Raw genomic sequence first — 22,284 nt, 5'->3', positions numbered from 1 at the left:
TGTGGCAAGCAAGTTCATCTTAGCGAGCCCTACCTCTATGGCTATTTTCCGAGCAGGCGGACGGTGGTGGCCCCGCCAAAATACAAGCCCGTCACCGCTCCAGCGAGCAGGCTCTGGGTGAGGGGGTCGGTGGAGGGAGTGACCACCGCCCCGACCACGACTGCCAGCAGGGCGACGTAGCGCCAGACTGAGAACATTCGGGCGGAGGAGACGATCCCCGTCACCCCCAGCAGTACCTGGAGAATTGGCAGCTGAAAGACGATGCCGGAGCTGAGGAGCATAAAGAACATCAGGTCGAAGTAGCGCTCGATCGTCCAGGTCTGCTCGACGACGTTGGCACCGTAGCTGACAAAAAAGAGCAAAGCGGCAGGGGCGAGCACGAAGTAGGCAAAGACGATGCCCAGCACAAATAGAACGCTGGAGCCGCTGACGATCGGTAACAGGAACTTGCGCTCGCGGCGGCTCAACCCCGGCAGCACAAAGCGGATGACCTGATAGAGGATCACCGGGGCGGCGATGAGCAGGCCGCAGTAACCGGCGACTTTAAAGGAGACAAAAAAGTATTCGCCGGGGACGGTCTGGATGAACTTGACCGCTGTTCCGGCGGGTTTTTGTAAAAGCTGGACGATTGGTCCTACAAAGACAAAACAGCCGATCGTCGCTACCAAAAAAGCGCCGAGTGCCCAGAAGATGCGGGTGCGCAGCTCTTCGAGATGTTCACTCAGGGTCATCTCGACTTCGTCAGGAAATTCGTTTTCTTCGGTGGGCTCGCTGAGGCCCGCCGCGTCGGGCGGCTGTTGTTCTTCTTGCTGCGGATCGGGTCGAATGGCGGTCATCGTTTTCAAACCATACCGCTCACAATTCTAACGTCCGGGTTCGGGCATCCGGGGTTTGTCCAGGTTTTCCGGCACCGGATCGTAACCGCCCGGATGCCACGGATGACACCGGCAGAGGCGACGGCTGCCCAGCCACACCCCCCGGATGACGCCAAAGCGATCGATCGCCTGGCGCGTGTACTCCGAGCAGGTGGGCACAAAGCGGCAACTGGGGGGGGTGAGTGGCGAGAGAAATCGCTGGTAAAAGCGGATTGCCCCGGTGGCAACCCGGCGGGTGGGCATCATGGCAGAACGGGCGATCACTGCTTTTAGCCTAACAATTCACAACTTATGCACAAGGCTGTGGAAAACTCTTAAAAAGACCGGGCGCTACACTGGAGCCAGCGCTAAAGAGTTTCGCAATGGCGGAGATGCAGGTAGGCCAGACGGTGCGGCTGGTGCGGATTCCTCCTTTTGTCAAGACGGCAGATACGATGCCGATGCTGCGGCCTTCGAGCTTCCTGGAGGTCGGCCAGGAGGGCCAGATTCTCGACAGGCGGCCTGCGAACTACTGGGCGGTGCGCTTCAAGCAGGGCGCATTTTTAATCGACGGCAGCGATCTGGAGCCGGTAAGCTGACGGGTGGCCTGTGCTAACTTGATCTCGTCGCCTGGCAGGAAAAAGTCCGTGGCAGAAAAATTGTACGAAGGCAAGGCCAAGATTCTTTATACGACCAGTGATCCGGCAATCTTACTGGCAGAATTCAAAGACGACGCCACTGCCTTCAACGCCCAAAAAAAGGGCTCAATCGCCCACAAGGGCCGGGTGAATGCCACGGTTTCAGCCAAACTCTTTACGCTGCTGGAGCGCTCGGGGGTGCCGACGCACTTTATCGAACAGGCAGGCGAGAACCTGCTGCGCCTGCGCCGGTTGCAGATGATTCCGCTGGAGGTGGTGGTGCGCAACATCGTCGCCGGCAGTCTTGCCAAACGCACCGGCCTTGAGACGGGCACGGTGCTGGGCGAAGCGCTCATCGAGTTTTATTACAAGAGCGACGATCTGGGCGATCCGCTCCTCAACGACGATCACATCCTCAAGGTGCTCACCCTCGTCGATGCGATCCAGCTGGCCCAGCTGCGGCACTCCGCCCTCAAAGTCAACGACATTCTCGGTGCCTTTTATTTGCGCTGCGGCATTCGACTGGTCGATTTCAAGCTCGAATACGGCTACGACAACGCCGGTCAACTGCAACTGGGCGACGAATTGAGCCCCGACAACTGCCGGCTGTGGACCCTCGACGAGGACCGGGTGCTCGACAAGGACCGCTTCCGCTTCGATCTGGGCGACGTAGACGCCGCCTACCAGGAGGTACTGGAGCGGGTCGGGGCGACCTCGTTTTAATCTTCCCGCCGGTAGCCCAGATCTTTGAGGGTGGCGTCCGACTGCCGCCAGCGCTCCTTGACCTTGACGAACAGTTGCAAGAAGACTTTGTGACCGACCAGCTTCTGCATCTGGGTGCGGGCCTTTGTGCCGATGCTCTTGAGCATCTGGCCCTCCTTGCCAATTAAGATCCCTTTTTGCGAATCGCGCTCGACCAGGATCGTGGCGAGCACCCGCGTCAGTTGCTCCCCTTCTTCGACCCGCTCGATCACCACCGCGACCGAGTGGGGAATCTCCTCGCGGGTAGCGAGCAAAACCTGCTCGCGCACCAGCTCACCCATGATGAAGCGCTCCGGTTGATCGGTAAAAAGCTCCGGCGGATAGTAGTACGGGCCACGGGGCAGACGGTTGATGACATCGGCCAGCAGCGACTCAATACCTGTGCCTTTGAGGGCGGATACTTCCCGCAGTTCGACGGGCGGATCAAAGAGTGTCCGGTAACTCTCGCGGATCAGATCGGCCCTGCGCGCTGAGCGCTGGTCGATCTTGTTGAGCACCAGCCAGAGGGGCGTCGGGAGCCCCTTGAGGCTCTCGGCGATGAAGCGATCGCCGCTACCGGCTTCGACGGACCCATCGACCAGAAACAAGATGCCGTCCGCCGAGGCGGCTGCCCGGCGGGCATTGTGGACGAGCACCTCTCCCAGGCGGTGCTGGGGCTTGTGAATGCCGGGGGTATCGACCAGGACAATCTGGGCGGTGGGCAGGGTGAGAATGCCCCGCAGGCGGTTGCGCGTCGTCTGGGCGGTGGGAGCGGTGATCGCTACTTTTTCGCCTACCAGCCGGTTCACCAGCGTCGATTTACCGACATTTGGACGGCCCAAGATAGCGACAAAGCCCGAACGAAAATCAGGCGGCGCTTCAGGGAGAATCATCCGCTGCTGCGGGCCAGTTCCGCCAGTTGTTCGCGCTGGGAAGCGGCGATTGCCGACTGGATGAGCGGTTCGATCTCCCCGCCGATCGCAGTGGTGAGGGTAAAGTTCTGGCTCAGGCGGTGGTCGGTCACCCGGTTGTCCTTGTAATTGTAGGTGCGAATTTTTTCAGACCGATCGCCGGTACCGACCTGGGAGCGGCGCATTCCTGAAACCTGCTCGTGCTGCTCGCGCTGCTTGATGTCGTAGAGCTTGGCGCGCAGAATCTGCATCGCCCGTTCCTTGTTTTGCAGCTGAGAGCGCTCCTCCTGGCAATGGATGTGAATGCCGGAGGGCTTGTGGACCAGATGCACGGCGGTCTCAACCTTGTTGACGTTCTGGCCGCCTGCGCCGCCGGAGCGGGCGGTCGTGATCTCGATGTCGTTGGGGTTGATCTCGACATCGACCGCCTCGACTTCGGGCATGATCGCCACCGTCGCCGTGCTCGTGTGAACCCGGCCCTGGGTCTCGGTGACCGGCACCCGCTGGACACGGTGGACCCCCGCCTCGAACTTGAGCTTGGAGTAGACGCTCTCGCCTTGAATTTCGAGGATCACTTCTTTGAAGCCGCCCATGTCGGCCACCGATTCGCTCACGAGCTTGACCGTCCAGCCCTGGCCTTCGGCGTAGCGCGTGTACATGCGCATCAGATCCCCGGCAAAGATCGCCGCCTCGTCTCCCCCCGCCCCGGCCCGAATTTCGAGCATGACGTTCTTTTCGTCGTTCGGATCGCGCGGCAACAACAGCAGGGTGATCTCGTCTTCGAGTCGGGCGATGCGCTCCTCGATGCCAGCGAGTTCTTCTTCGGCCAGTTCGCGCAACTCGGGATCTTGTTCGTCGCGCACCATCTGGCGGACAGATTTTTGTTCGTCGCCCAGCTTGAGCCACTGGTGGTAGGCTTCGACCGTGCGCTCAAGGCCCGAGCGCATCCGCACGATCCGCAGCATCTCCTGGGGATTGCTGACCAGGCCCGGATCGCCTAAGCGATCGGTCAGATCGTTGTAGGTGCGCTCGATGTCTTTGAGCTTTTGAACCATCAAATCGGGGCTGGCCATGACTGTGCTCCTTTGCAAGTGCAGCTTGACTGTCTGGACTAAAACCAAACAGCGGCGCTAATGAAACGGCAAAGCAGCACAGAACATGGATATTCAGCGCTTGGAACGGACCTGGACGTTGCCGTACTTCTTGAGGAAGCGGTCAACCCGGCCCTCGGCGTCTACGATCTTTTGCTGGCCAGTGAAGAAGGGGTGGCAGGCGGCGCAGATCTCGACGTTGATCACGCCGGGCTTGGTGGAACGGGTTTCGTAGACAGTACCGCAGCCGCAGACGATGCGGGCCTGCTCGTAACGAGGATGAATACCGGCTTTCGCCATGACTGGTTGCCTCCGCTTAGCGCTTGGAGAATTGAGGAGCTTTGCGCGCCTTCTTTAGACCGTACTTGCGACGCTCCTTCGCTCGCGGGTCACGGCTGAGGTAGCCCTCAACCTTGAGAGGATGACGGTTGTCGGGGGACAATTCGCACAGAGCACGGGCAATACCCAGACGGATAGCCCCGGCCTGGCCGGCAACGCCACCACCGGACGCGTTTACTACTATATTGTACTGATTTTCGAGGCCGAGTGTCTCGAGGGGAGCCCTGGCGTGGCTGACCAGCGGCTGGCGGAAGTGAAGATACTCGTCGCCGGGGCGGCCATTGATAATCAGCTCTCCCGTACCCGGTACGAGGCGCACGCGGGCAATCGCCGACTTGCGGCGGCCCGTTCCCCAGTAGACGGCAGCATTTTGAATCATGGTTGACCTCCGAGCACCGTGCTCAGATCGAAGGGTGCGGGTTTTTGGGCAGCGTGGGGATGGAGCGCCCCCTTGTAGACCTTGAGCTTGGTGTACTGCTGGCGGCCCAGGCGGGTGTGGGGCAACATCCCCCAGACCGCCTTTTCGACGATCCGCTCGGGCAGGCGCGCCTGCAGGTGGCTGAAGGTTTCGACTTTCATGCCGCCGGGGCGGCCTGAGTTGCGGCGATATAGCTTTTGAGAACTCTTGCGGCCCGTCACCTGGACTTTTTCGGCGTTGATCACGATCACAAAGTCGCCCGTGTCGAGGTGCGGGGTAAAGTTGGGGCGATGTTTGCCCCGTAAAAGATTGGCGACGACACTCGCCAGACGCCCCAGATGCTGGCCGGCGGCGTCTACCACCAACCACTGACGCTCGATGGCGTCCACTGCGGGCAGAAAAGTCTTAGCTGTCACGGTCCACTGCTCCTGTGCTGCCGTTGCGCACACAAATTAGGATTATACACAATAGCGACCCCGGCTTCAAAGAGCCCTCGTCACCACTTCGCCTCGAAGAGGCGGACGTTCTGGCGCGGCGCATCTGTCTGGCTGAAGATGCCCCTCAAGCGCAACATGCAACCGAGCCGCCACGCACCTCTATCTCCACTACCAGAAGCTGATGCGACTGTCGGATGAACTGAAAAACGAAATCTTCGCCCTTGCCTCTCAACTACTCGATGTCATTGACTTTGCGGGGAGCATTGAGCGCACTCTTTTCGAGCAGCACGGGCAGAGCGACCTAACCCTTAATGATCTTCAGGCTCTCAGCAACGTCAGCGACGATGCCCAGGATCTCTACCGGCGCTTGAGCGGTCTGATGGCAGGTATTGCCCGCGATGATATCCAGACAGCCACCGCTAAGATGAACTTACTCAGACAGAGCGCCACATCAGGTAGCAACCGCATCGCGGCCTTCCTGCAGAGTATTCGCGAAGTGCAACAGTTCTGGAGATTGTCATGAACGAGCCATCTGCCCCTTATGTGCCGGATGAGGCGACCCATCAGCGGCTGATCGCACAGCTACGGGCAGTTTCTGCGGAGATGCGTGCCTGGAGCAAGGAACTGCAGGCAATCCAGGAGATGTTAGACCGCGATTATGAGCAAAGCCCTATTGGGCAGTTGCACGCAAAGTGGGCTGCGGAGAACGCCCGGCTAGCCAACGGCAACACGCCCTGAGCGAGAGCGCCCCGTGGACAGAGGATCCTGTACAAGTAGAGGCCCGATGACGACTTATAAACCGGTACGCACCTCATCACCACCGCCACCGCTGCCCTCGATGTATGAGCTGCCGAGTGAGAATCCCGAGGAACCCGGTTTGCCAGACGAGTTTCACGATTGGCAGCCGCAACTGCTCAGCCAGACTTTCCAGCCTGCTACCTACCCGGCTGATCAGGTCTTCACCGCCGCCGACCTCAATCTGTACTACGACTCGCTCAACACCAGCTACTACAAGCGGCCCGACTGGTTTGCCGTCGTGGGCGTACCCCGCCTGGTTGATGCGGGTCGCCTCAGCTACGTGCTCTGGCGGGAGGGCCGCGCACCGGTGGTAGTGATCGAGCTACTCTCACCAGGAACCCTGGAGGAAGACCAGGGTCAGACTTTGCGGGGTCGGCAGCCGCCCTCGAAGTGGGAGGTGTACGAGAGCATCCTGCGGGTGCCGTACTATGTGCTGTTCAACCGAGAGGGCAACACCTATCGGCTATTTCAGTTGGAGGGAGCAGAATATCAAGAAATGGCGGAGCCGAGGCTGTGGATAGAACCATTACAGATCGGGCTGGGTTTGTGGCAGGGCAGCTTTGCAGGAGTGGAGCGAGAGTGGTTGCGGTGGTATGACGTAGCAGGTCGGTGGATACCAACGGAATTGGAGCAAGAACGCCAGAGAGCTGAACAGGCGGAGCGGCGAGCTGCAGCCCTGGCGGAGCAACTAAGGGCACTGGGAATAGAGCCTGAGAGCCTGTGAGAACCTACTATAAGCGGAGAACCACGGTTGACAATAAAGAGCTGCGACAGGCAAAGACTATAGCGACTGAAAGGCTAGCTGTGCCATGTCCGTACTCTCAGCATGTTTCCTCTTATTAAATTTGAGGAAAAGTAAATAAACAGGACCACTTTTGCGGTTGAAAGAAGAGGAGCTGATTGCATCAGCTTGCTGCATTGTTACTGTTCCAAAACAATAAAAACTGATAGTATTGAAATACCTGTGTAGTCGAAATGGTGTTGGTGTGGATAAATGCTAGAGCAGTATGCATTTAGAAATTACATTTGAGCACGTAACTATGCAGTTAACTCATTACTAACTGATAAAGCATGAATGGACTAACTACACTTCGAGTAGTAATCAATAATCTCACGTTTAGCGATGGCAGTGAGGTTCCAGTTTCACCTAATGATGTTGTTCTCATCGTTGGACCGAATAATGCTGGAAAGAGCGCAACTCTTCGTGCCATTAGAGATAAGCTTCAAAACAGTGGCCACATGAGCCCAGTTCTAAAGAGCCTTCAAATTCAAAGAATTGGCGATGTGAATGAAGTCGATAAATGGCTTTCAGGATGGACTGTTAGAGCAAAAAACTCAGCTCCTGAAAACCCAATCTATCAAGCGCTTGGACATGGACTTCATCGAAGCCAAATCGATAGCGATTGGCAGCGGGGAGACCATGTTTTAGGTGGGCTTTCACGTTGGTTCTGCCATTTACTGTCTGCAGACGAACGGCTCCAAATCTGTACTCCACCGCAGAACATCGCGCTCGCACGGGACAACCCCAGCCACCCAATTCATTTCCTACTAAGAGATGACAAACTCGAAGTTAGATTGAGTTCGGAGTTCCGAAAAGCTTTTGGTGTTGATCTTGTTGTTCATCGTAACGCAGGAAACATAGTTCCATTACATGTTGGCGAACGCCCTATACCAAATGCTAATGAAGATCGACTTAGCGTGACCTACGTTGAAAGAATAGAGGAGCTTCCAACATTACATACACAAGGTGACGGTATGCGTAGCTTCGCAGGTGTTTTACTAGCAACATCAGTAGGACGTGAGAGTATTATGCTTATTGACGAGCCTGAAGCCTTTTTGCACCCACCACAGGCACGGCTATTAGGCACTACCTTGGTTCAAGATCGAAACAAAGAACGCCAGCTGTTTATTGCAACACATAGTACGGATATTCTACGGGGCGTTCTCAACGCAGAAAGCGCAGATGTGCGTATAATACGAATTACAAGAAATGGATTTGTAAATACTGTACGATTACTAAATAGCGAGAAAATTAAAGAGCTTTGGGGTGATCCCTTACTCCGTTACTCCAATATTCTTGATGGTCTATTTCATGAAAGTGTTGTAGTGTGTGAGGCTGACGCTGATTGTCGTTTCTATTCAGCAGTACTAGACGCAGTTACGATGAGTAGTACACCTGAAACAAAGCGCCCAGACTTGATGTTTACACATTGCGGAGGAAAAGCTCGTTTTCCCCCCGTAATTCGTGCACTGCGTGCTGTTGATGTACCGGTAAAAGTGGTTGCAGACTTCGACGTGTTATCGGAGCTAGAACCTTTAAAATCAATTGTGGAATCTCTTGGAATTGATTGGACAACAATAGTAAATGATTGGAAACTAGTGAAAAAATCTGTGGAGCAGAGGAAGCCTGATCTAAACACTAAAGAAGTAAAAGAGGCAATAGAAGCTTTGCTATCCGCTGTTGTAGCAGAAACGTTTCCACAGCAAACTAAGGCTGCTATTCAATCAATTCTTAAACAGTCGTCACCCTGGAGTAATGCCAAACTTGCTGGTAAAGTATTTGTTCCATCGGGTGATCCGTCCGTAGCATGTGAACGACTTCTATCAAATCTACGTGCAGGGGGGCTCTATGTCGTGGATGTTGGAGAACTTGAAGGCTTTGTTAGAACAGTAAGCGGGCATGGACCAAGGTGGGTAAACCCAGTGCTCGCACGCGACCTTGCAACAGATGAGGAACTAAGGGCCGCAAGAGACTTTGTAAGTGGTCTTGCAAGCACGACTTAACTAGTTACTTCAATCTCCACATTATCAATACATGAATTTGGTCTACTATGGTTGTATGCTGTATACCAGTTTCCATCTCTAGTTTTTACATTCGACAATTTGCTAAGTGACAAACATCGCCAATTATTTGAGGAGCCCGGTTCAATTTTACCTTTACTACTGTATCCACCAAACTGATAAAACAAACATTGTAAAGTACCATTTTTTGTGCCAAGTGAATGCGGACAAAGCTCTCTTTCATGCCCATCATACGTTGCAATAATCTGCTGTTTGTTGCGGATTGCGTTAGCAATAATCTCATATGTGTCAGCCATGTCTATACCTCGAACAAATACGATCTTTATCCACAAAATACTAGATATAGATATAGATTCTTATGAAGATATGATGAATCTATGATGAACCAAGCGTCGATTACACAGAAAAGTATCACGCTATATCTAGTGTGTACGCTGCACTATTCATGATTAATAAACCCATCCAGGCATAGACCTGGAAGGTGCCCTTAAAGGCTTGTGCCTCTGCTTGGACTCAGATGCTTCTCAAGCGCCAAAACCGCTTGGAGTCCACGTATAGTGTATGCCGCCACAGTGCGCCTTGAGAGTGCTGGACACAACGCATTTCAAGCCCGTCTTCAGCAGAGCGCCCGTTGCACTCCTCGCTTAGAACCATCGGATCTCAACCAAGGCCCACACCCAGACGAAGACAGCTGCTGCTGAGCTGTGCAAAGAACTGGCCGTAGACATGCACTGGAAAGGGCTGGTCAATCACGCTATCAGTAGCACCCGCCTCTACACAATTAGCTGCATCGTGCAGATGGTGATTGGCCTAATGGACCAGTACGGCCACTGCTACGCCTCAGCAGCCACCATTGCTCAGTATGCCGATTGCAGCCACTCAACTTTCTGGCGGCAGTGGCCGGACATCGAGTTTGCGGGTCTGCTGACGATGCAGAAGCGCACAGCCGGGCCATCGTTCATCTACTTGGGAGTAGCTCTCATCGATCGGATGCAGGGGGTTGTTAGAGACATCCGGCTGGACAATCAACCCTAACAGCTCTTTTTGGCAGAGCTACAGGATCTGGCTCACCCGCTCAATGGCTTATCCCCATTCTCAGGAAGCAAGAGATATCTCTGCTAAAAGGTGTCCCAATTTTAGACACAATTGTCTTCAAGAACTTGATCTGTTTAACTAATCCGGCAGATCATCGTCTATCGCCACGAGCTGCGCTGGGTGGATTATTACCACTTCGCCTCGAAGAGGCGGACGTTCTGGCCACTTGCCGCCTCGAAGCCCCGATCGGCGAGATATTCGATCTGAGCGCGACCCAGGCCAAGGGGCCAGAGCAAGATCGCGAGTGTGTCGTACCCGGTATTGCGAAGGGTGCGATCGAGGCTGAAGCCGGGGGGCGGCCCTGCAAAGAAAGTGGGAATTGCCGTCTTGCCAATCCGCCGGGCGATGCGCTCCAGCCGGGGCTTGCGGGCGGCGAAGCGGTAGTGGCGCGGCTGGAGGGTGGCGGCGAGATAGGCTGCTCCCGCTCCAGGCCGGTGGGCTGACAGTTGCAACTGGACCCGCTTTGCCGGTCGGGCTATCACTGGCCCGGCGATCAGCGCGAGGAGCACGATAAGCAGGCAGACGCTGCGCACCTCCCGCTCCCCTTAAGATTCCAGTTGCACCGAGGCGCGTTGCCACTGCTCGGGCGAAAAGGTCTTGAGGGCGAGCGCGTGGATGCGGCCATCTTCGAGGTAGTCCAGCAGAGCCTGGTTGACCAGCCGGTGCTGCTTGATCATCGGCAGGCCGCTGAATCTTTCTGAGACGATTGTCGCTGCAAAGTGATCGCCGGTGCCGGTCAGATCCTGCACCTCGACGACGGCATCGGGGAACGCTTCGAGAATCAGCTCGCGCACATCTTCGGGCAGCATACAGGCGGTGTCGATAAAATCTCCCTTTCATTGTGGACCCCGATCGGGCATCGAGCCCACCGGCACCGTATTTTTGGACGAACATGAAAGAGTCCCACCGCGATCGAAGATGAATTTTTCGGGATTATTTACGACCGCCGGCAACATCCTCGGTATCGTCACCATCCTCTGTGCGGTGGCGACCCTGGTGAGCTGGCTCACCAAGCAGCCCTGGCGCTTTCGCGCCTTCGGTGTCACCGCCTTTTTAGTCGTCCTCACCTCCGGCGTCTGGACGCTCGCCATCCTCCCTTCGATCGTCCGCCAGCGCATCCCCGGGGCAGAGAAATTTTCTGTCGTCTTCGATCGCGGCGGCAGCCGGGCGGTGATTGCCGTCGCCGCGACGATTAGCCTCGAGGCGCTCGAAAAAACCCTCCGCCAGGCGGCGATCGATACCGGTTCCAGTGGCCGGGTAATCTCGGATCGGACCTTTGTGCTGCAGGCGCGCACGATCGTCCATCCCCGCCCCGGCGTAAGCCAGATCATCCCGGTAGGCACGCTGGAGCGCCAGTTCGGCAGCAGCAATACCGAGCCGCGCATCCGCATCGATCGCGAGGCGCTGGCGCGGGCAGGGGCGATTGCCGCCCAGGGCAAGCAGCCCGTTAAATAAGAAAGCGGTAGCGGAACATTTTTTTGACATGGACCAAGAGCAATTTCAGCGCCTGAGCGAGCAGGGGGTGGCGGAGATTTTTCCCGGCGGAGCCCAGGCCCTCGCCGAGCGGTTAAACACCGGTAAACCGCTGCGCGTCAAACTGGGGATCGACCCCACCCGGCCAGACCTGCACCTCGGCCACGCTGTCGTGCTGCGCAAGCTCAGGCAGTTTCAAGATCTGGGGCACACGGCCATCTTGCTCATCGGCGGCTTTACTGCCCAGATCGGCGATCCGACGGGCAAATCGGAGACGCGCCCGCGACTCAGTGCAGATGAAGTCAAAGCAAATGCCCGGACCTACCTCGACCAGGCGCGGCTCGTCCTCGATTTTGACAGGCTGGAGGTCCGCGACAACAGCGAGTGGCTGGGGGGGCTGGATTTATCGCAGATCATTCGCATTCTCGCCTCGACCAGCGTCGCCCAGATGCTCGCCAAGGAGGACTTTCGCCAGCGCTACGAGCAGGACACGGCCATCTACCTGCACGAATTTCTCTATCCGCTGCTGCAGGGCTACGACTCGGTGGCCCTCGACGCCGATATCGAACTGGGCGGCACCGACCAGCGCTTTAATCTGCTGATGGGCCGTCATCTGCAGGCGCTCTACGGCAAAGCCCCCCAACTGGCTCTCACCGTACCGCTACTGGTGGGCCTGGATGGCGTTAAAAAAATGTCCAAGTCCCTCGACAACTACGTTGGGTTCACCGAAGATCCGCTCACGATGTACTCGAAACTCGAAAAGACGCCCGACGCCCTGGTGGACACCTACTTCGAGCTACTCACGGACATGCCGGTGCAACAGCTTCCCGCTACGGCCCGCGAGCGGCAAAAAGCCCTTGCCCTTGCGATCACCAGCCTGCTGCATTCCCCCGCCCAGGCCGTTCAGGCCCAGAAGGATGCAGCAAGCCTGCTATTTGGTAGCGGCGCAGGAGAAAACGTCCCTGAGGTGCAACTGGGCAGCCTTGTCTTTCCGGTGCGTCTGGCAAAGATCCTCCAGCTTGCCGGACTGACCCCGAGCGTCTCCGAAGGAATGCGCCAGATCAAGAATGGGGCGGTGCGCCTGGATCAACAAAAAGTGAGCGATCCCCAATACGAGATTGCTGAAGCGGCAGCAATTCAGAACGCTGTACTCCAGGTCGGCAAGAAGCAGTTCCGCCGCCTCGTGGTGGATTGAACAGCGCTATTCGGGCCGCGAGCGGCGATCGAAGGAGCGATAGGGCCGCTCCGGCTTGATGAGCCCGCCCCCCTCGCCTGCTCGATCGGCTGAGCGCGGTCTGATCCCACCGCCCTCACCAGGACGGCTACTGCGCTGAAAACCACCCCGTCCGCCCCCGCCGCCGGGTCTGCCACCGGGGCCACCCCGGCGCTTGGCCGGTGGCTTGGGCAGGACAGCGACCAGAGTACCGTCGAGGATGTGCAGTGCTTCGTCCGTCCGCCGCACCGCCAGATCCCAGAACTTGCCACGGGCGTCTTCCGGCAGCAACCCTTCGAGGCGCAGCTTGAAAGCCCGGCCTGGCTTTTTTTTCTTGCTCTGCTGGCGGATCTTGAGCAGGATAAAGTTTTCCTGCTCCGATTGGAAGGTGACCTCGCCCCGGATCGAAAAGAAACCGTCCACCCCTTCGAGGTTGGCGGTCGAGAAAAGCAGCGTTGATTTGCCGCCCTCGTCCTCGTCCTCGTCCTCGTCGTCCTCGCCCTCCTCGTCGTCGTCGGACTTTTCGGGCTTAAGACCGTTGGGATTGAGCGACCAGACTCCGACGATCTGGGTGTGCAGGCCACCGCCGTCGCGGGTGCGCGGGTAGACGACCCAGGGGTGCTCGACGCTCAGATCGAGGTGCTTGCGCACCAGGCTGAGGACACGGCCCAAGAGCACAGCGTCGATCTCGACGCCGTCGCCGGTAATCAGCTTGCCCTGGGTCAGGCGCTCCTCCGAAGGCTCGTAGCGGCCACGCACGATGCCGATAGCGCGGTACTGCAGCGGTTCGCTGGGCGCAGGAAAAGGTGTTTGGGGCTCGTCTTCAGGAATGGGCAGTTTATCGAAATCAACCGGTGAAGAAGGCGGAATAACGTTCATAGACACAGGCGGACAGGTAGCGGAATCGCAGACTGCTCTCACTTTGACATATGCGCCTGAGTTTGGCACATCCTCGCCCTCGGGTGAGAATAAGGCCAGGAGATTGCAGGGCTGCCATAGCAGATGTTGTGCTCTGATTGGTGCTGGCTGTCGTTGCCCCTGGCCGGGCGCACGGGCGCGGATCTGTTCGATTGCCTCTTTGGCGACGAGGCAATCGCCGTGCTCCTCGAAAGCCCCCAGCTCACCCCGCGCACGGGCCGCTACTCGATTCTGGCGGCCTGTCCGGCCCAGATTCTCGTGCCGCCCCTGGGCAGGGTTCTACCGACGTTAAAAGACTGGCTGGCCACGGCCCGCACCCTTGCCCCACTGCCCGAAGAGTACCGGTCGCTGCCCTTTCGCGGCGGATTGGTAGGCTGGTTTGGCTACGACCTGGCCTGGGAGATCGAGAGGCTCGCTTATCGGCGCGCCGACGCGCTGCCCTTTCCGGTGGCCTGGTGGTTTGAGCCGACGGTCTTTGCTGTCGCCGATCACGCCGAAGATCAGCTCTGGCTCGCCCTCTGCCCTACCTCCCAGCAGCCGGAGCGCAAGCGCAGCTGGCCGTACTGGCGCAAGCGGCTGGAGACACCGGCACTCGGCGCGGCCCCTGCTCCCCCAGCGGCGAGCAGCCCCCTGCTCCTGCCCGTGCGCGACGATTTTTTGCAGGCCGTCCACCGGATCAAAGAGCACATCGCCGCTGGGGACATCTTCCAGGGCAATCTTTCGCTGCGCTTTGCCCTGGAGTGGACGGGCGGGGGTTGGCAGCTCTACCGGCGGCTGGCCCAGCTTAATCCTTCGCCTTTTGCCAGCTACTGGCGCACGCCCTTCGGTGAGATGATCAGCTGCTCGCCGGAGCGGCTGGTCTCCCTGCGCGGCAGGGCCGTCAGTACCCGCCCCATCGCCGGTACCCGACCGCGTGGCCAGACCCTCGAGGGCGACAGCGCCCTCGAAGCGGAGTTGCTCTTAAGCCCCAAGGAGCGGGCTGAGCACATCATGCTGGTCGATCTCGAGCGCAACGACCTCGGGCGCGTCTGTCAGCCCGGTAGTGTCGAGGTCGATGAGCTATTGAGCATCGAGCGCTACTCCCACGTCATGCACATCGTCTCGAATATCGTCGGCGAACTGCAGCCGGGCTACGACGCCCTCGATCTGGTGCGCGCCGTCTTTCCGGGCGGTACGATCACCGGCTGCCCGAAGGTGCGCTGCATGGAAATTATCGAGCAGCTCGAACCGGTGCGCCGCTCGCTTTTTTATGGCTCCTGCGGCTACCTCGACCGCACAGGCGACCTGGATCTCAACATTCTCATCCGCACCCTCCTAAAGTCTGGCCATCAGGTCTGGGGCCAGGTGGGAGCAGGGATCGTCGCCGACTCCGAAGCCGAAAAAGAATTCGATGAATCCCTCGACAAGGCAAAAGCCCAGTGGACAGCCCTGGGCACTGCTTAAGTGGTTGACTGGACGAAACACTATCTAGCATAACTACGGGCTTGCACCTCTATCGATTGCGAAGACGCTCCGAGACGGCCTTTCTTGAAGGCGACGATGGACAGTCTTATGGAAAGCAGCTTTTGATGGTGTTTGTCAGTCAGTCAGGAATCAGTGCTCAAAAAGGAATCGACCGATGAGTGGGACTCCAAAACGCCGATTGGGACTGTCCGCCGCCAAGCGCGCCCTGCTCGATCTGATGCTCGCGGAGGAAGGCATTGCCGCCCAGCCGGGCGGTAACACCGCCATTCCGCGCCGCCCGGAGGAGGCTGGCCCGGCTCCGCTCTCCTTTGCCCAGCAGCGGCTCTGGTTCCTCGATCAACTCGAACCCGGCACCTCCGTCTACACGATCCCCGGCGGCATTCACATTCAGGGCAAACTTGACATTCCTGCCTTCGAGCGCAGCCTCGATGCGGTGATCCGCCGCCACGACAGCCTGCGCACGACGTTCGTGAACTGCGAGGGCGAACCTGTGCAGGTGGTTGCTCCCCACCGGCCCTTCACCCTGCCCATTCAGGATCTGAGCCACCTGAAAGCGGGGGAGCGGCAGAGAGAATCGCGGCGTCTCACCGACGAAGAAGCGACCCGGCCCTTCGACCTCGCCCAGGGACCACTGCTGCGGGTGCAGTTGCTCCGTCTGGCCGACGAAGAGCACATCTTGATTCTCACCATGCACCACATCATCAGCGACGGCTGGTCGCTGGGCGTGCTCATCCGCGAACTGGCGATTCTCTACGAAGCGCACCGCCGGGGAGAAGGGGCTACGCTGCCCGATTTGCCGATTCAGTACAGCGATTTTGCAGCCTGGCAACAGCAATGGCTCACGAGCGAAGCCTACAAGGAACAACTCACCTACTGGCAGCAAAAACTCACCGGCGCACCGACGGTCCTCACCCTCCCCTCCGATCACTCCCGTCCCCCCGTCCAGAGCTACCGGGGCAGAACCCACAGCTTCCCCATTCCCAGTTCCCTGCTGCCGGGCCTGAATCGCCTGGCTGCCCAGGAAGGAGCGACGCTCTTCATGGTGCTCCTCGCTGCCTTCAAGGTGCTGCTGTTTCGCTACACCCATCAATCCGATCTGCTGGTCGGTTCACTCATCGCCAACCGCAACCGCTCAGAAATCGAGCCTTTGATCGGCTTTTTCGTCAACACGCTGGTTCTACGAACGGACCTGGGCGGTGAACCGAGCTTCCGCGAGCTACTGGGAAGAGTGCGGCAGACCACCCTCGGAGCCTACGCCCACCAGGATCTGCCCTTCGAGAAGGTGGTGGACTACCTCAAGCCCGAGCGCACCCTCAGCCACGCGCCTCTGTTTCAGGTGATGTTCGTCCTGCAGAACATGCCGATGCACGCGGCAGCGAACGACGACGGCCCGCGCTTCACACCGCTGGAATTTCCGAACCCAATTTCCAAGTTCGACCTGCTGCTCACGATGCTCGAAACCAGCCAGGAACTGGGGGCCACCTTCCAGTACAACACGGACCTCTTCGAGCCCGAGACGATCGAGCGGATGGCAGGTCATCTGCTCACACTGTTAGAATCCCTCGTCGCCAACCCCGACCAGGCCATCACTTCCCTGCCGTTACTGACTGCTCAGGAAATACAACTCTTCAGTCAGTGGAACGCTACAGATCGCGACTACCCGCGCCACCTCTGCATCCATCAACTTTTCGAGCAGCAGGTAGAACGCACACCGGAAGCAACTGCTCTCGTCTGGGGCAAAGAAAAACTCAGTTACCGGGAGTTGAACCACCGAGCCAACCAGCTTGCCCACCACCTCCAATCCCTCGGAGTTGGAGCGGAAGTACCAGTTGGCATCTGTCTGGAACGCAGTCCGGAACTGATTGTCAGCCTGCTGGCGGTCTTGAAAGCAGGCGGTGCCTACCTTCCCCTCGATCCGGCCTATCCAAGCGAAAGACTGGCCTTCATGATCCAGGATGCGGGGCTGAACGTTGTCCTGGGCCAGTCGCTTCCGAATAACCTCCTGAACCTTCCTGCCACCCACTTTATCGACATCGATCATCTGGAACTGGCCAATCTCCCGACAGCAAACCTGTCAACAACTGTCCGGGGTGAGAACCTGGCCTACGTGCTGTACACCAGCGGTTCCACCGGCATCCCTAAAGGTGTGCTCACTCCCCACAGAGCCGTCCTCCGACTGCTCCTCAACAACCCTTTCTTTGAGGTGGAAGAAGACGAAACCTTCCTCCAACTTGCTCCCGTCGCCTTCGACGCCTCCACCTTTGAAATCTGGGCTCCCTTGCTCCACGGTGCCACCCTCGTCCTTGCTCCTGCCCGAAAGCTCTCCTTAGCAGAAATCGCTCAGCTCATCGAAGCTCACCACATCACAACCCTGTGGCTGACAGCAGGACTGTTCCACCTGATGCTCACAGAACAACTCCCTACCCTTGCAAAAGTCCGTCAACTGCTCGCCGGGGGCGATGTACTCTCGCTTCCCCATGTGCGGAAATTGCTTGAGCAACCGGGAGAACGAGTCGTCATCAACGGTTACGGTCCCACCGAGAGCACGACCTTTGCCTGTTGTTATCGGATGGACAGGAACACGCAGTTAGAAGGGAGTGTGCCGATAGGAAAGCCGATAGCGAACACGCGGGTGTACGTGCTGGATGCTCGGGCTGAGTTGGTGCCGGTGGGAGTGGTGGGAGAGCTGTTTATCGGCGGCGACGGTCTGGCACGGGGGTATCTCAATCGGCCTGAGCTGACGGCAGAAAAGTTCGTCTCTGACCCGTTCAGTGAGTCCGGTGGGAAGCTGTACCGGAGCGGGGATCTGGCGCGCTGGAGAGCGGAGGGGGTGCTGGAATTTGTGGGTCGGCTGGACAACCAGGTGAAGCTGCGCGGTTTCCGCATCGAGCTGGCGGAGGTAGAAGCTGCCCTCGTGAGCTATCCCGACCTGCGCGAGGCAACAGCGACCGTCTGGCAGAACGAGACAACGGGAGATCGTTCGCTGGTCGCCTATGTAGTCGGTGAAGAGGATCGTCCGCTCCCTGCTGTCCAGTTGCGCGCTTACCTGAAAGAACGCCTGCCGGAGTACATGATCCCCTCGCTTTTTGTGGCGCTCCCGCAACTACCCCTCACCGCCAACGGCAAGCTGGACCGGGCAGCGTTGCCGGACCCGTTCCTCGTAGCTCGACCGTCTGCCCAGGTACCACCGCGCACACCTCTGGAACTGCAACTGGTCCAGATCTGGGAGGAATTGCTCGCTCTCAAGCCCATAGGGGTTACAGACAATTTCTTCGATCTGGGCGGCAATTCGCTTCTGGCCGTTCACCTGCTGGCGCGCATCCAGAAACAGCTCGATTTGAAGCTGCCCCTTGCCGCCTTCTTCCGCTCCGCCACGATCGAAAGTCTGGCCCAGCAACTCCAGGGATCTGCCCCCGCTCCCTCCTCGCCGCTGGTAACTCTGCAACCCCTGGGCAAGGAGCTGCCCTTCTTCTGCGTCCATCCCGCCGGTGGGGGCGTGCTCTGCCTGGTGGATCTGGCCCGGCAGTCAGGCGCGGAGCGGCCCTTCTACGGGCTGCAGGTACCGGCGGTGGATCAGGAGGTGGAACTGCACGCGAGCGTCGAGTCGATGGCCGCCGATTATCTGCAGGCTCTGCGCGCCGTCCAGCCCCACGGACCTTACGCGCTGGGCGGCTACAGCATGGGGGCAGCCGTCGCCTTCGAGATGGCCCTCCGGCTCGAAGCGGAAGGCGAGCGCGTCGCGGTTCTGGTGGTCCTCGATCTGGCCGCTCCAGGAAGTGAAGAAAGGCAGGACGGAAGCGACGAGAGCGCCATCCTCGCCGATCTCGCTCGCGGCCTGCGCGTACCGCTTACAGAATCCGAATTGCGCAACTGCGAACAGCCGGAGGAACGCCTGCGGCTCTTTGTCGAAAAGGCCCAGGCCGTCCACGCGCTGCCGCCGGATGTGGATCTGATCCTCGCCCGCCGCCTGCTGGATGTCTATCGGATCAACCTGCTCGCCCTTGCCCGCTACCGGCCCGCCACTGCCATCGCTGCACCCGTCGCGCTCTTCGAGGCGGGGGAGGAACGAAATTTTGCACCGGGCTGGCAACCCCTCACCCGCGCCGGCCTTACCAGCTACCGGGTACCGGGCGATCACGACAGCTGCCTCTTTGAACCGCAGGTTACGGTCCTGGCGGCCCGGCTGAGCGAGTGTCTGGCTGCCCACACCTCTGGAGGGAAGGGATGAATCTGCTGAAGTTGCTGCTCGGCTACTCGTGGCGCAACGTCGCCCTGGCGGCGGTGGCCGGTCTTGCCGGCGGAGCGATCAGCGCCTCGATCCTGGCGGTGATCAACACCAGTCTCACCCGGCGCGACATCCCCCTGGGCCAGCTTGCCCTGCTCTTCGGGGCACTCGTGCTGGCGATGCTCGTCTGCAACCTACTCTCGCGCATTCTGCTATTACAGGTCTCCCAGCAGGCATTGATGGATCTGCGGCTCCAGTTGAGCCGCCAGATTCTCGCCGCACCGCTCTTACAACTGGAGCGCGCCGGGATCTCGCGCCTGTTTGCCACCTTCACCGACGACATCCCGACAATTGCCGCCAGCCTCTTTCAGTTGCCGCCCTTCTGTATCAACGCCGCGATCTTGATCGGCTGCCTGGGCTACATCACCTGGCTCGCTCCCCTCGGTCTGGCAATCGCTATCGCAGCGATTGTCCTCTCGCTGAGCAGTTACAAGCTCCTCGAAGCCCCAGCCACCCGCTACTTCATCCAGGCGCGCGAGGAGTGGGACCGGCTCATCCGTCACTTTCAGGCGCTCACCGAGGGCAACAAAGAACTCAAACTGCACTGGCGGCGGCGCGAAGCGTTTGTCAGCGACAACCTGCGACCGAGTGTGCAGAATCTCTACGAGCACAATGTCGCGGGTGGACGGTACTTTGCTGTCGCCATCAGTTGGGCGCAGGCGCTGCACTTTCTACTGGTCGGAGCGCTGCTATTTTTGCTGCCACTGCTGGCCGGGGTGAGTTCGCCGGTGCTCACCGGCTGCACCCTCACCGCCTTCTACATGGCCGGGGCGATCGGGGCGCTGTTTGAAGCGCTGCCAATATTGCAGCGCGCCCAGGTAGCCCTCGCCAAGGTCGAAGCCCTCGGCCTCACCCTCGCCAGTGCAACCGGCGGCGAATCCCAACCAGCCGAAGAACCGACCAGTTCGACGGCCTGGCAGCGACTGGAACTTGTTGCTGCCACCCACACCTACTACCGCGAGCAGGAGGACGATTACTTCAGCCTTGGCCCGATTCACCTCAGCTTTGTACCGGGCGAGGTGGTCTTTCTAGTCGGGGGCAACGGCAGCGGCAAGACGACCCTGGCGAAGCTGCTGCTGGGGCTCTATCCGCCGGAGACGGGCGAAATCCGCCTCGACGGCATCCCCATCGACGACCACAACCGCGAGCAGTACCGGCAACTATTTACAGCCGTCTTCTCGGACGGCTATCTATTCGAGAACTTGATCGGCCTCGATCACCCAGAATTGGATCGGCGGGCAGGCGATTATCTGGAGCGGCTGCAGCTGAAGCACAAAGTCTCCGTCCGCTCAGGAGAATTTTCGACCGTCGCCCTTTCCCAGGGCCAGCGCAAGCGTTTGACCCTGCTTACTGCCTACCTGGAGGACCGGCCCTTCTACATCTTCGACGAGTGGGCGGCCAATCAAGACCCCCACTTCAAAGACATCTTCTACCTCAAACTATTGCCAGAACTGAAGGAGCGGGGCAAGACCGTCCTGGTCATCACCCACGACGATCGCTATTTTCCGGTAGCCGACCGCATCCTCAAGCTCGAAAACGGACGGCTACTTGCTCCCGAAGCAACCCTTTCGGGGGTTACGGGCGAGCGAACTCTCTAATACCCATTTATGCTTTACCTGCGCGAACCAACAGCCACGCACACTCCCTGATTGTCCTCACCTATCCCGCCTGCAGCCCAGTTACAGTGAACCCCCCTTCTCTCTCCTTGCCCCGGCGGGGGCAGGAGAGGGGAGGGGGGCAGGGGGGAGAGGTGAGGTGGGGGACATCTCCAGTAGGCATCGAACGCACCGGTACAAAGTCTGAAGACAATTGCTCGATTTTTGCGGTTCAAATTATCGATAGATATTCTGAAATGAGAATTTGCGCGGTTGCAAATGAACGCTATTCGACTGCCCATTCTGACAGGTTGCCTGAAGACCCGGCCCGCCACACCGGCGAGCATCTACAAGTTTCTGCGTCTCAGCGGCAGACCGGTCGGCAACAACGTTCTCTACCTGCGTGGCCGATCTTCCCGCCTGCCTGTGCGGATACGGCTTTCCTACCGCCCCGCCAGCGTTCTGGAGCGCCTGATCGCCTGAATACAGCCTGGTGCAGCCCTAAATTCCTCAAAAAGAGGAATTCTGTCCAACCGGTCAAACGTGGGAATCTTCTGGGTAGCTTCGCTCAAGATTTTTTCGATGCCGGTGTTTCCCCGTTCCGCAGCGAGTCGGTGTGCGGTTGCTGTTCTGGCCCAACGGCGCTGGGCAGTTCTGTTACTGGCGACTTTGCTGGTCTTCGTTCACTTTCAGCCCGTAGCCCAGGCCCGAGCAGGCCGCTACCGGCTAGCTCTCTCTTCGACGTCCCGCCGGGTGGCCCGACCGCGCGGCTTGCCAGTGCGGGGCCGGGTGCGGATCACCTCCCGCTTTGGCTGGCGGATCGACCCTTTTACCCACCGGCGCGCCTTTCATAACGGCATCGACTTTGCTGGACGGCGCGGCACGCCGATCTTCGCCACCGCTCCCGGCATCGTGGGTCTGGCCGGTTGGAGCCGGGGCGGCTACGGCAAGCGCATTCTCATCCGCCACGGTCGGGGCTGGAGCACCCTCTATGGCCATCTCTCGCGAATCAAGGTCCGGCCCGGAATGCGGGTGCGCCGCAGGCAACTCATCGGTCGGATGGGCAGTACCGGTCGCAGCACCGCGCCCCACCTGCACTACACCATCTTCCGGCGGGGCCGGGCGATCAACCCCCGTCCCTTCCTGCGCCGCCGCTAGCGCACCGGTTCTGCGCAGTTGCTTCAAACCTCCCTGCGCCGTTTAATAATTGGG

General features: G+C 58.9%; 25 protein-coding genes. 14 read left to right on the top strand and 11 right to left on the bottom strand.

All coding sequences use genetic code 11. The annotated features are described in order from the left end of the window. Positions 1-41 precede the first annotated feature (41 nt). Positions 42-836 (bottom strand): twin-arginine translocase subunit TatC, encoded by a 795-nt coding sequence (gene tatC / locus GKIL_RS10780; RefSeq protein WP_023173613.1) that lies wholly within the window; start codon positions 834-836, stop codon positions 42-44. 27 nt (positions 837-863) lie between these two features. Continuing rightward, positions 864-1,121 carry a membrane protein insertion efficiency factor YidD gene (gene yidD, locus GKIL_RS10775; protein WP_023173612.1) on the bottom strand — a complete coding sequence of 86 codons (258 nt, stop codon included), beginning with the start codon at positions 1,119-1,121 and terminating at the stop codon, positions 864-866. A gap of 116 nt (positions 1,122-1,237) precedes the next feature. Here yidD and sipA point away from each other — a divergent pair, with 116 nt between their 5' ends. Further along, positions 1,238-1,453 (top strand): regulatory protein SipA, encoded by a 216-nt coding sequence (sipA, locus tag GKIL_RS10770; protein ID WP_023173610.1) that lies wholly within the window; start codon positions 1,238-1,240, stop codon positions 1,451-1,453. Between the two features lie 18 nt (positions 1,454-1,471). Next, on the top strand, positions 1,472-2,215 hold the full coding sequence (purC, locus tag GKIL_RS10765; protein ID WP_051382770.1) for a phosphoribosylaminoimidazolesuccinocarboxamide synthase: 744 nt from the start codon (positions 1,472-1,474) through the stop codon (positions 2,213-2,215). On the opposite strand, the gene era is transcribed toward purC, so the two are convergent. The 5 genes from era to rplM form a co-directional block, all read right to left on the bottom strand. Then, entirely contained in the window at positions 2,212-3,126 is a 915-nt protein-coding gene (gene era, locus GKIL_RS10760; RefSeq protein WP_023173607.1) for a GTPase Era, read from the bottom strand. The two genes, purC and era, sit on opposite strands and share 4 nt — an antisense overlap. Beyond that, positions 3,123-4,217 carry a peptide chain release factor 1 gene (gene prfA / locus GKIL_RS10755; protein WP_023173606.1) on the bottom strand — a complete coding sequence of 365 codons (1,095 nt, stop codon included), beginning with the start codon at positions 4,215-4,217 and terminating at the stop codon, positions 3,123-3,125. The genes era and prfA overlap by 4 nt, the downstream gene beginning before the upstream one ends. A 93-nt stretch (positions 4,218-4,310) precedes the next feature. Then, positions 4,311-4,535, bottom strand: a complete 225-nt coding sequence (gene rpmE, locus GKIL_RS10750; RefSeq protein ID WP_023173605.1) for a 50S ribosomal protein L31 — start codon at positions 4,533-4,535, stop codon at positions 4,311-4,313. Positions 4,536-4,551: 16 nt separating this feature from the next. After that, a complete protein-coding gene (gene rpsI / locus GKIL_RS10745) occupies positions 4,552-4,953 on the bottom strand; it encodes a 30S ribosomal protein S9 (protein ID WP_023173604.1) in 402 nt (133 codons plus the stop codon). After that, positions 4,950-5,408: a 50S ribosomal protein L13 gene (gene rplM, locus GKIL_RS10740; protein WP_023173603.1), complete on the bottom strand. Its 459-nt coding sequence runs from the start codon at positions 5,406-5,408 to the stop codon at positions 4,950-4,952. The genes rpsI and rplM overlap by 4 nt, the downstream gene beginning before the upstream one ends. Positions 5,409-5,610: 202 nt before the next feature. Here rplM and GKIL_RS10735 point away from each other — a divergent pair, with 202 nt between their 5' ends. The 4 genes from GKIL_RS10735 to GKIL_RS23590 all read left to right on the top strand — a co-directional run bounded on the left by GKIL_RS10735 (position 5,611) and on the right by GKIL_RS23590 (position 9,011). Next, positions 5,611-5,952 carry a hypothetical protein gene (locus GKIL_RS10735; protein WP_023173602.1) on the top strand — a complete coding sequence of 114 codons (342 nt, stop codon included), beginning with the start codon at positions 5,611-5,613 and terminating at the stop codon, positions 5,950-5,952. Next, complete coding sequence (locus GKIL_RS10730) at positions 5,949-6,167, top strand: hypothetical protein (RefSeq protein WP_023173601.1); 219 nt, start codon at positions 5,949-5,951, stop codon at positions 6,165-6,167. The genes GKIL_RS10735 and GKIL_RS10730 overlap by 4 nt, the downstream gene beginning before the upstream one ends. A gap of 46 nt (positions 6,168-6,213) precedes the next feature. Then, complete coding sequence (locus tag GKIL_RS10725) at positions 6,214-6,951, top strand: Uma2 family endonuclease (RefSeq protein ID WP_041243891.1); 738 nt, start codon at positions 6,214-6,216, stop codon at positions 6,949-6,951. A gap of 347 nt (positions 6,952-7,298) precedes the next feature. Further along, the gene (locus GKIL_RS23590) at positions 7,299-9,011 is read left to right on the top strand and encodes an ATP-dependent nuclease (protein WP_023173599.1); all 1,713 of its coding nucleotides are present in this window, start codon (positions 7,299-7,301) and stop codon (positions 9,009-9,011) included. On the opposite strand, the gene GKIL_RS23585 is transcribed toward GKIL_RS23590, so the two are convergent. Beyond that, positions 9,008-9,325, bottom strand: coding sequence for a hypothetical protein (locus GKIL_RS23585; protein WP_023173598.1), 318 nt, complete (start codon positions 9,323-9,325; stop codon positions 9,008-9,010). The genes GKIL_RS23590 and GKIL_RS23585 overlap by 4 nt on opposite strands. 502 nt (positions 9,326-9,827) lie before the next feature. Between GKIL_RS23585 and GKIL_RS10720 the strand changes: the two genes are divergently transcribed. Next, complete coding sequence (locus GKIL_RS10720; RefSeq protein ID WP_144080372.1) at positions 9,828-10,064, top strand: hypothetical protein; 237 nt, start codon at positions 9,828-9,830, stop codon at positions 10,062-10,064. A 188-nt stretch (positions 10,065-10,252) separates the two neighbouring features. Here GKIL_RS10720 and GKIL_RS10715 read toward each other — a convergent pair whose 3' ends face one another. Then, complete coding sequence (locus GKIL_RS10715; RefSeq protein WP_023173596.1) at positions 10,253-10,657, bottom strand: hypothetical protein; 405 nt, start codon at positions 10,655-10,657, stop codon at positions 10,253-10,255. A gap of 12 nt (positions 10,658-10,669) precedes the next feature. Then, entirely contained in the window at positions 10,670-10,933 is a 264-nt protein-coding gene (locus GKIL_RS10710; RefSeq protein WP_023173595.1) for a BolA family protein, read from the bottom strand. Positions 10,934-11,042: 109 nt separating this feature from the next. On the opposite strand from GKIL_RS10710, the gene GKIL_RS10705 reads away from it, so the two are divergent. Continuing rightward, positions 11,043-11,579 carry a Ycf51 family protein gene (locus GKIL_RS10705; protein ID WP_023173594.1) on the top strand — a complete coding sequence of 179 codons (537 nt, stop codon included), beginning with the start codon at positions 11,043-11,045 and terminating at the stop codon, positions 11,577-11,579. A gap of 28 nt (positions 11,580-11,607) precedes the next feature. Further along, complete coding sequence (gene tyrS / locus GKIL_RS10700; RefSeq protein WP_023173593.1) at positions 11,608-12,792, top strand: tyrosine--tRNA ligase; 1,185 nt, start codon at positions 11,608-11,610, stop codon at positions 12,790-12,792. 6 nt (positions 12,793-12,798) lie between these two features. Here the strand turns inward: tyrS and GKIL_RS10695 are convergent, their stop codons facing one another. After that, positions 12,799-13,689 carry a hypothetical protein gene (locus GKIL_RS10695; RefSeq protein WP_023173592.1) on the bottom strand — a complete coding sequence of 297 codons (891 nt, stop codon included), beginning with the start codon at positions 13,687-13,689 and terminating at the stop codon, positions 12,799-12,801. A 123-nt stretch (positions 13,690-13,812) separates the two neighbouring features. Here GKIL_RS10695 and GKIL_RS10690 point away from each other — a divergent pair, with 123 nt between their 5' ends. The 5 genes from GKIL_RS10690 (at position 13,813) to GKIL_RS10670 (ending at position 22,230) form a co-directional block, all read left to right on the top strand. After that, positions 13,813-15,171 carry an anthranilate synthase component I gene (locus tag GKIL_RS10690; protein ID WP_023173591.1) on the top strand — a complete coding sequence of 453 codons (1,359 nt, stop codon included), beginning with the start codon at positions 13,813-13,815 and terminating at the stop codon, positions 15,169-15,171. A gap of 175 nt (positions 15,172-15,346) precedes the next feature. After that, entirely contained in the window at positions 15,347-19,420 is a 4,074-nt protein-coding gene (locus GKIL_RS10685) for a non-ribosomal peptide synthetase (protein WP_023173590.1), read from the top strand. Continuing rightward, positions 19,417-21,075 (top strand): cyclic peptide export ABC transporter, encoded by a 1,659-nt coding sequence (locus GKIL_RS10680; protein WP_023173589.1) that lies wholly within the window; start codon positions 19,417-19,419, stop codon positions 21,073-21,075. The genes GKIL_RS10685 and GKIL_RS10680 overlap by 4 nt, the downstream gene beginning before the upstream one ends. A gap of 276 nt (positions 21,076-21,351) precedes the next feature. After that, entirely contained in the window at positions 21,352-21,555 is a 204-nt protein-coding gene (locus GKIL_RS10675; protein WP_023173588.1) for a hypothetical protein, read from the top strand. Positions 21,556-21,654: 99 nt separating this feature from the next. Beyond that, the gene (locus GKIL_RS10670) at positions 21,655-22,230 is read left to right on the top strand and encodes a M23 family metallopeptidase (protein ID WP_023173587.1); all 576 of its coding nucleotides are present in this window, start codon (positions 21,655-21,657) and stop codon (positions 22,228-22,230) included. Positions 22,231-22,284 lie beyond the last annotated feature (54 nt).

This window comes from Gloeobacter kilaueensis JS1 (genome assembly GCF_000484535.1).
GTDB classification, from domain to species: Bacteria; Cyanobacteriota; Cyanobacteriia; order Gloeobacterales; family Gloeobacteraceae; genus Gloeobacter; species Gloeobacter kilaueensis.
The sequence above is the reverse complement of the archived record's forward strand: the minus strand, read 5'-3'. Positions and strand labels throughout refer to the sequence as shown.

Bases quoted from the DNA above. Each gene is read 5' to 3' on its own strand.
- tatC (WP_023173613.1), bottom strand. From the start codon at position 836: ATGACCGCCATTCGACCCGATCCGCAGCAAGAAGAACAACAGCCGCCC.
- yidD (WP_023173612.1), bottom strand. From the start codon at position 1,121: ATGATGCCCACCCGCCGGGTTGCCACCGGGGCAATCCGCTTTTACCAG.
- sipA (WP_023173610.1), top strand. From the start codon at position 1,238: ATGGCGGAGATGCAGGTAGGCCAGACGGTGCGGCTGGTGCGGATTCCT.
- era (WP_023173607.1), bottom strand. From the start codon at position 3,126: ATGATTCTCCCTGAAGCGCCGCCTGATTTTCGTTCGGGCTTTGTCGCT.
- prfA (WP_023173606.1), bottom strand. From the start codon at position 4,217: ATGGCCAGCCCCGATTTGATGGTTCAAAAGCTCAAAGACATCGAGCGC.
- rpmE (WP_023173605.1), bottom strand. From the start codon at position 4,535: ATGGCGAAAGCCGGTATTCATCCTCGTTACGAGCAGGCCCGCATCGTC.
- rpsI (WP_023173604.1), bottom strand. From the start codon at position 4,953: ATGATTCAAAATGCTGCCGTCTACTGGGGAACGGGCCGCCGCAAGTCG.
- GKIL_RS10735 (WP_023173602.1), top strand. From the start codon at position 5,611: ATGCGACTGTCGGATGAACTGAAAAACGAAATCTTCGCCCTTGCCTCT.
- GKIL_RS10730 (WP_023173601.1), top strand. From the start codon at position 5,949: ATGAACGAGCCATCTGCCCCTTATGTGCCGGATGAGGCGACCCATCAG.
- GKIL_RS10725 (WP_041243891.1), top strand. From the start codon at position 6,214: ATGACGACTTATAAACCGGTACGCACCTCATCACCACCGCCACCGCTG.
- GKIL_RS23590 (WP_023173599.1), top strand. From the start codon at position 7,299: ATGAATGGACTAACTACACTTCGAGTAGTAATCAATAATCTCACGTTT.
- GKIL_RS23585 (WP_023173598.1), bottom strand. From the start codon at position 9,325: ATGGCTGACACATATGAGATTATTGCTAACGCAATCCGCAACAAACAG.
- GKIL_RS10720 (WP_144080372.1), top strand. From the start codon at position 9,828: ATGGTGATTGGCCTAATGGACCAGTACGGCCACTGCTACGCCTCAGCA.
- GKIL_RS10710 (WP_023173595.1), bottom strand. From the start codon at position 10,933: ATGCTGCCCGAAGATGTGCGCGAGCTGATTCTCGAAGCGTTCCCCGAT.
- GKIL_RS10705 (WP_023173594.1), top strand. From the start codon at position 11,043: ATGAATTTTTCGGGATTATTTACGACCGCCGGCAACATCCTCGGTATC.
- tyrS (WP_023173593.1), top strand. From the start codon at position 11,608: ATGGACCAAGAGCAATTTCAGCGCCTGAGCGAGCAGGGGGTGGCGGAG.
- GKIL_RS10695 (WP_023173592.1), bottom strand. From the start codon at position 13,689: ATGAACGTTATTCCGCCTTCTTCACCGGTTGATTTCGATAAACTGCCC.
- GKIL_RS10690 (WP_023173591.1), top strand. From the start codon at position 13,813: ATGTTGTGCTCTGATTGGTGCTGGCTGTCGTTGCCCCTGGCCGGGCGC.
- GKIL_RS10685 (WP_023173590.1), top strand. From the start codon at position 15,347: ATGAGTGGGACTCCAAAACGCCGATTGGGACTGTCCGCCGCCAAGCGC.
- GKIL_RS10680 (WP_023173589.1), top strand. From the start codon at position 19,417: ATGAATCTGCTGAAGTTGCTGCTCGGCTACTCGTGGCGCAACGTCGCC.
- GKIL_RS10675 (WP_023173588.1), top strand. From the start codon at position 21,352: ATGAACGCTATTCGACTGCCCATTCTGACAGGTTGCCTGAAGACCCGG.
- GKIL_RS10670 (WP_023173587.1), top strand. From the start codon at position 21,655: ATGCCGGTGTTTCCCCGTTCCGCAGCGAGTCGGTGTGCGGTTGCTGTT.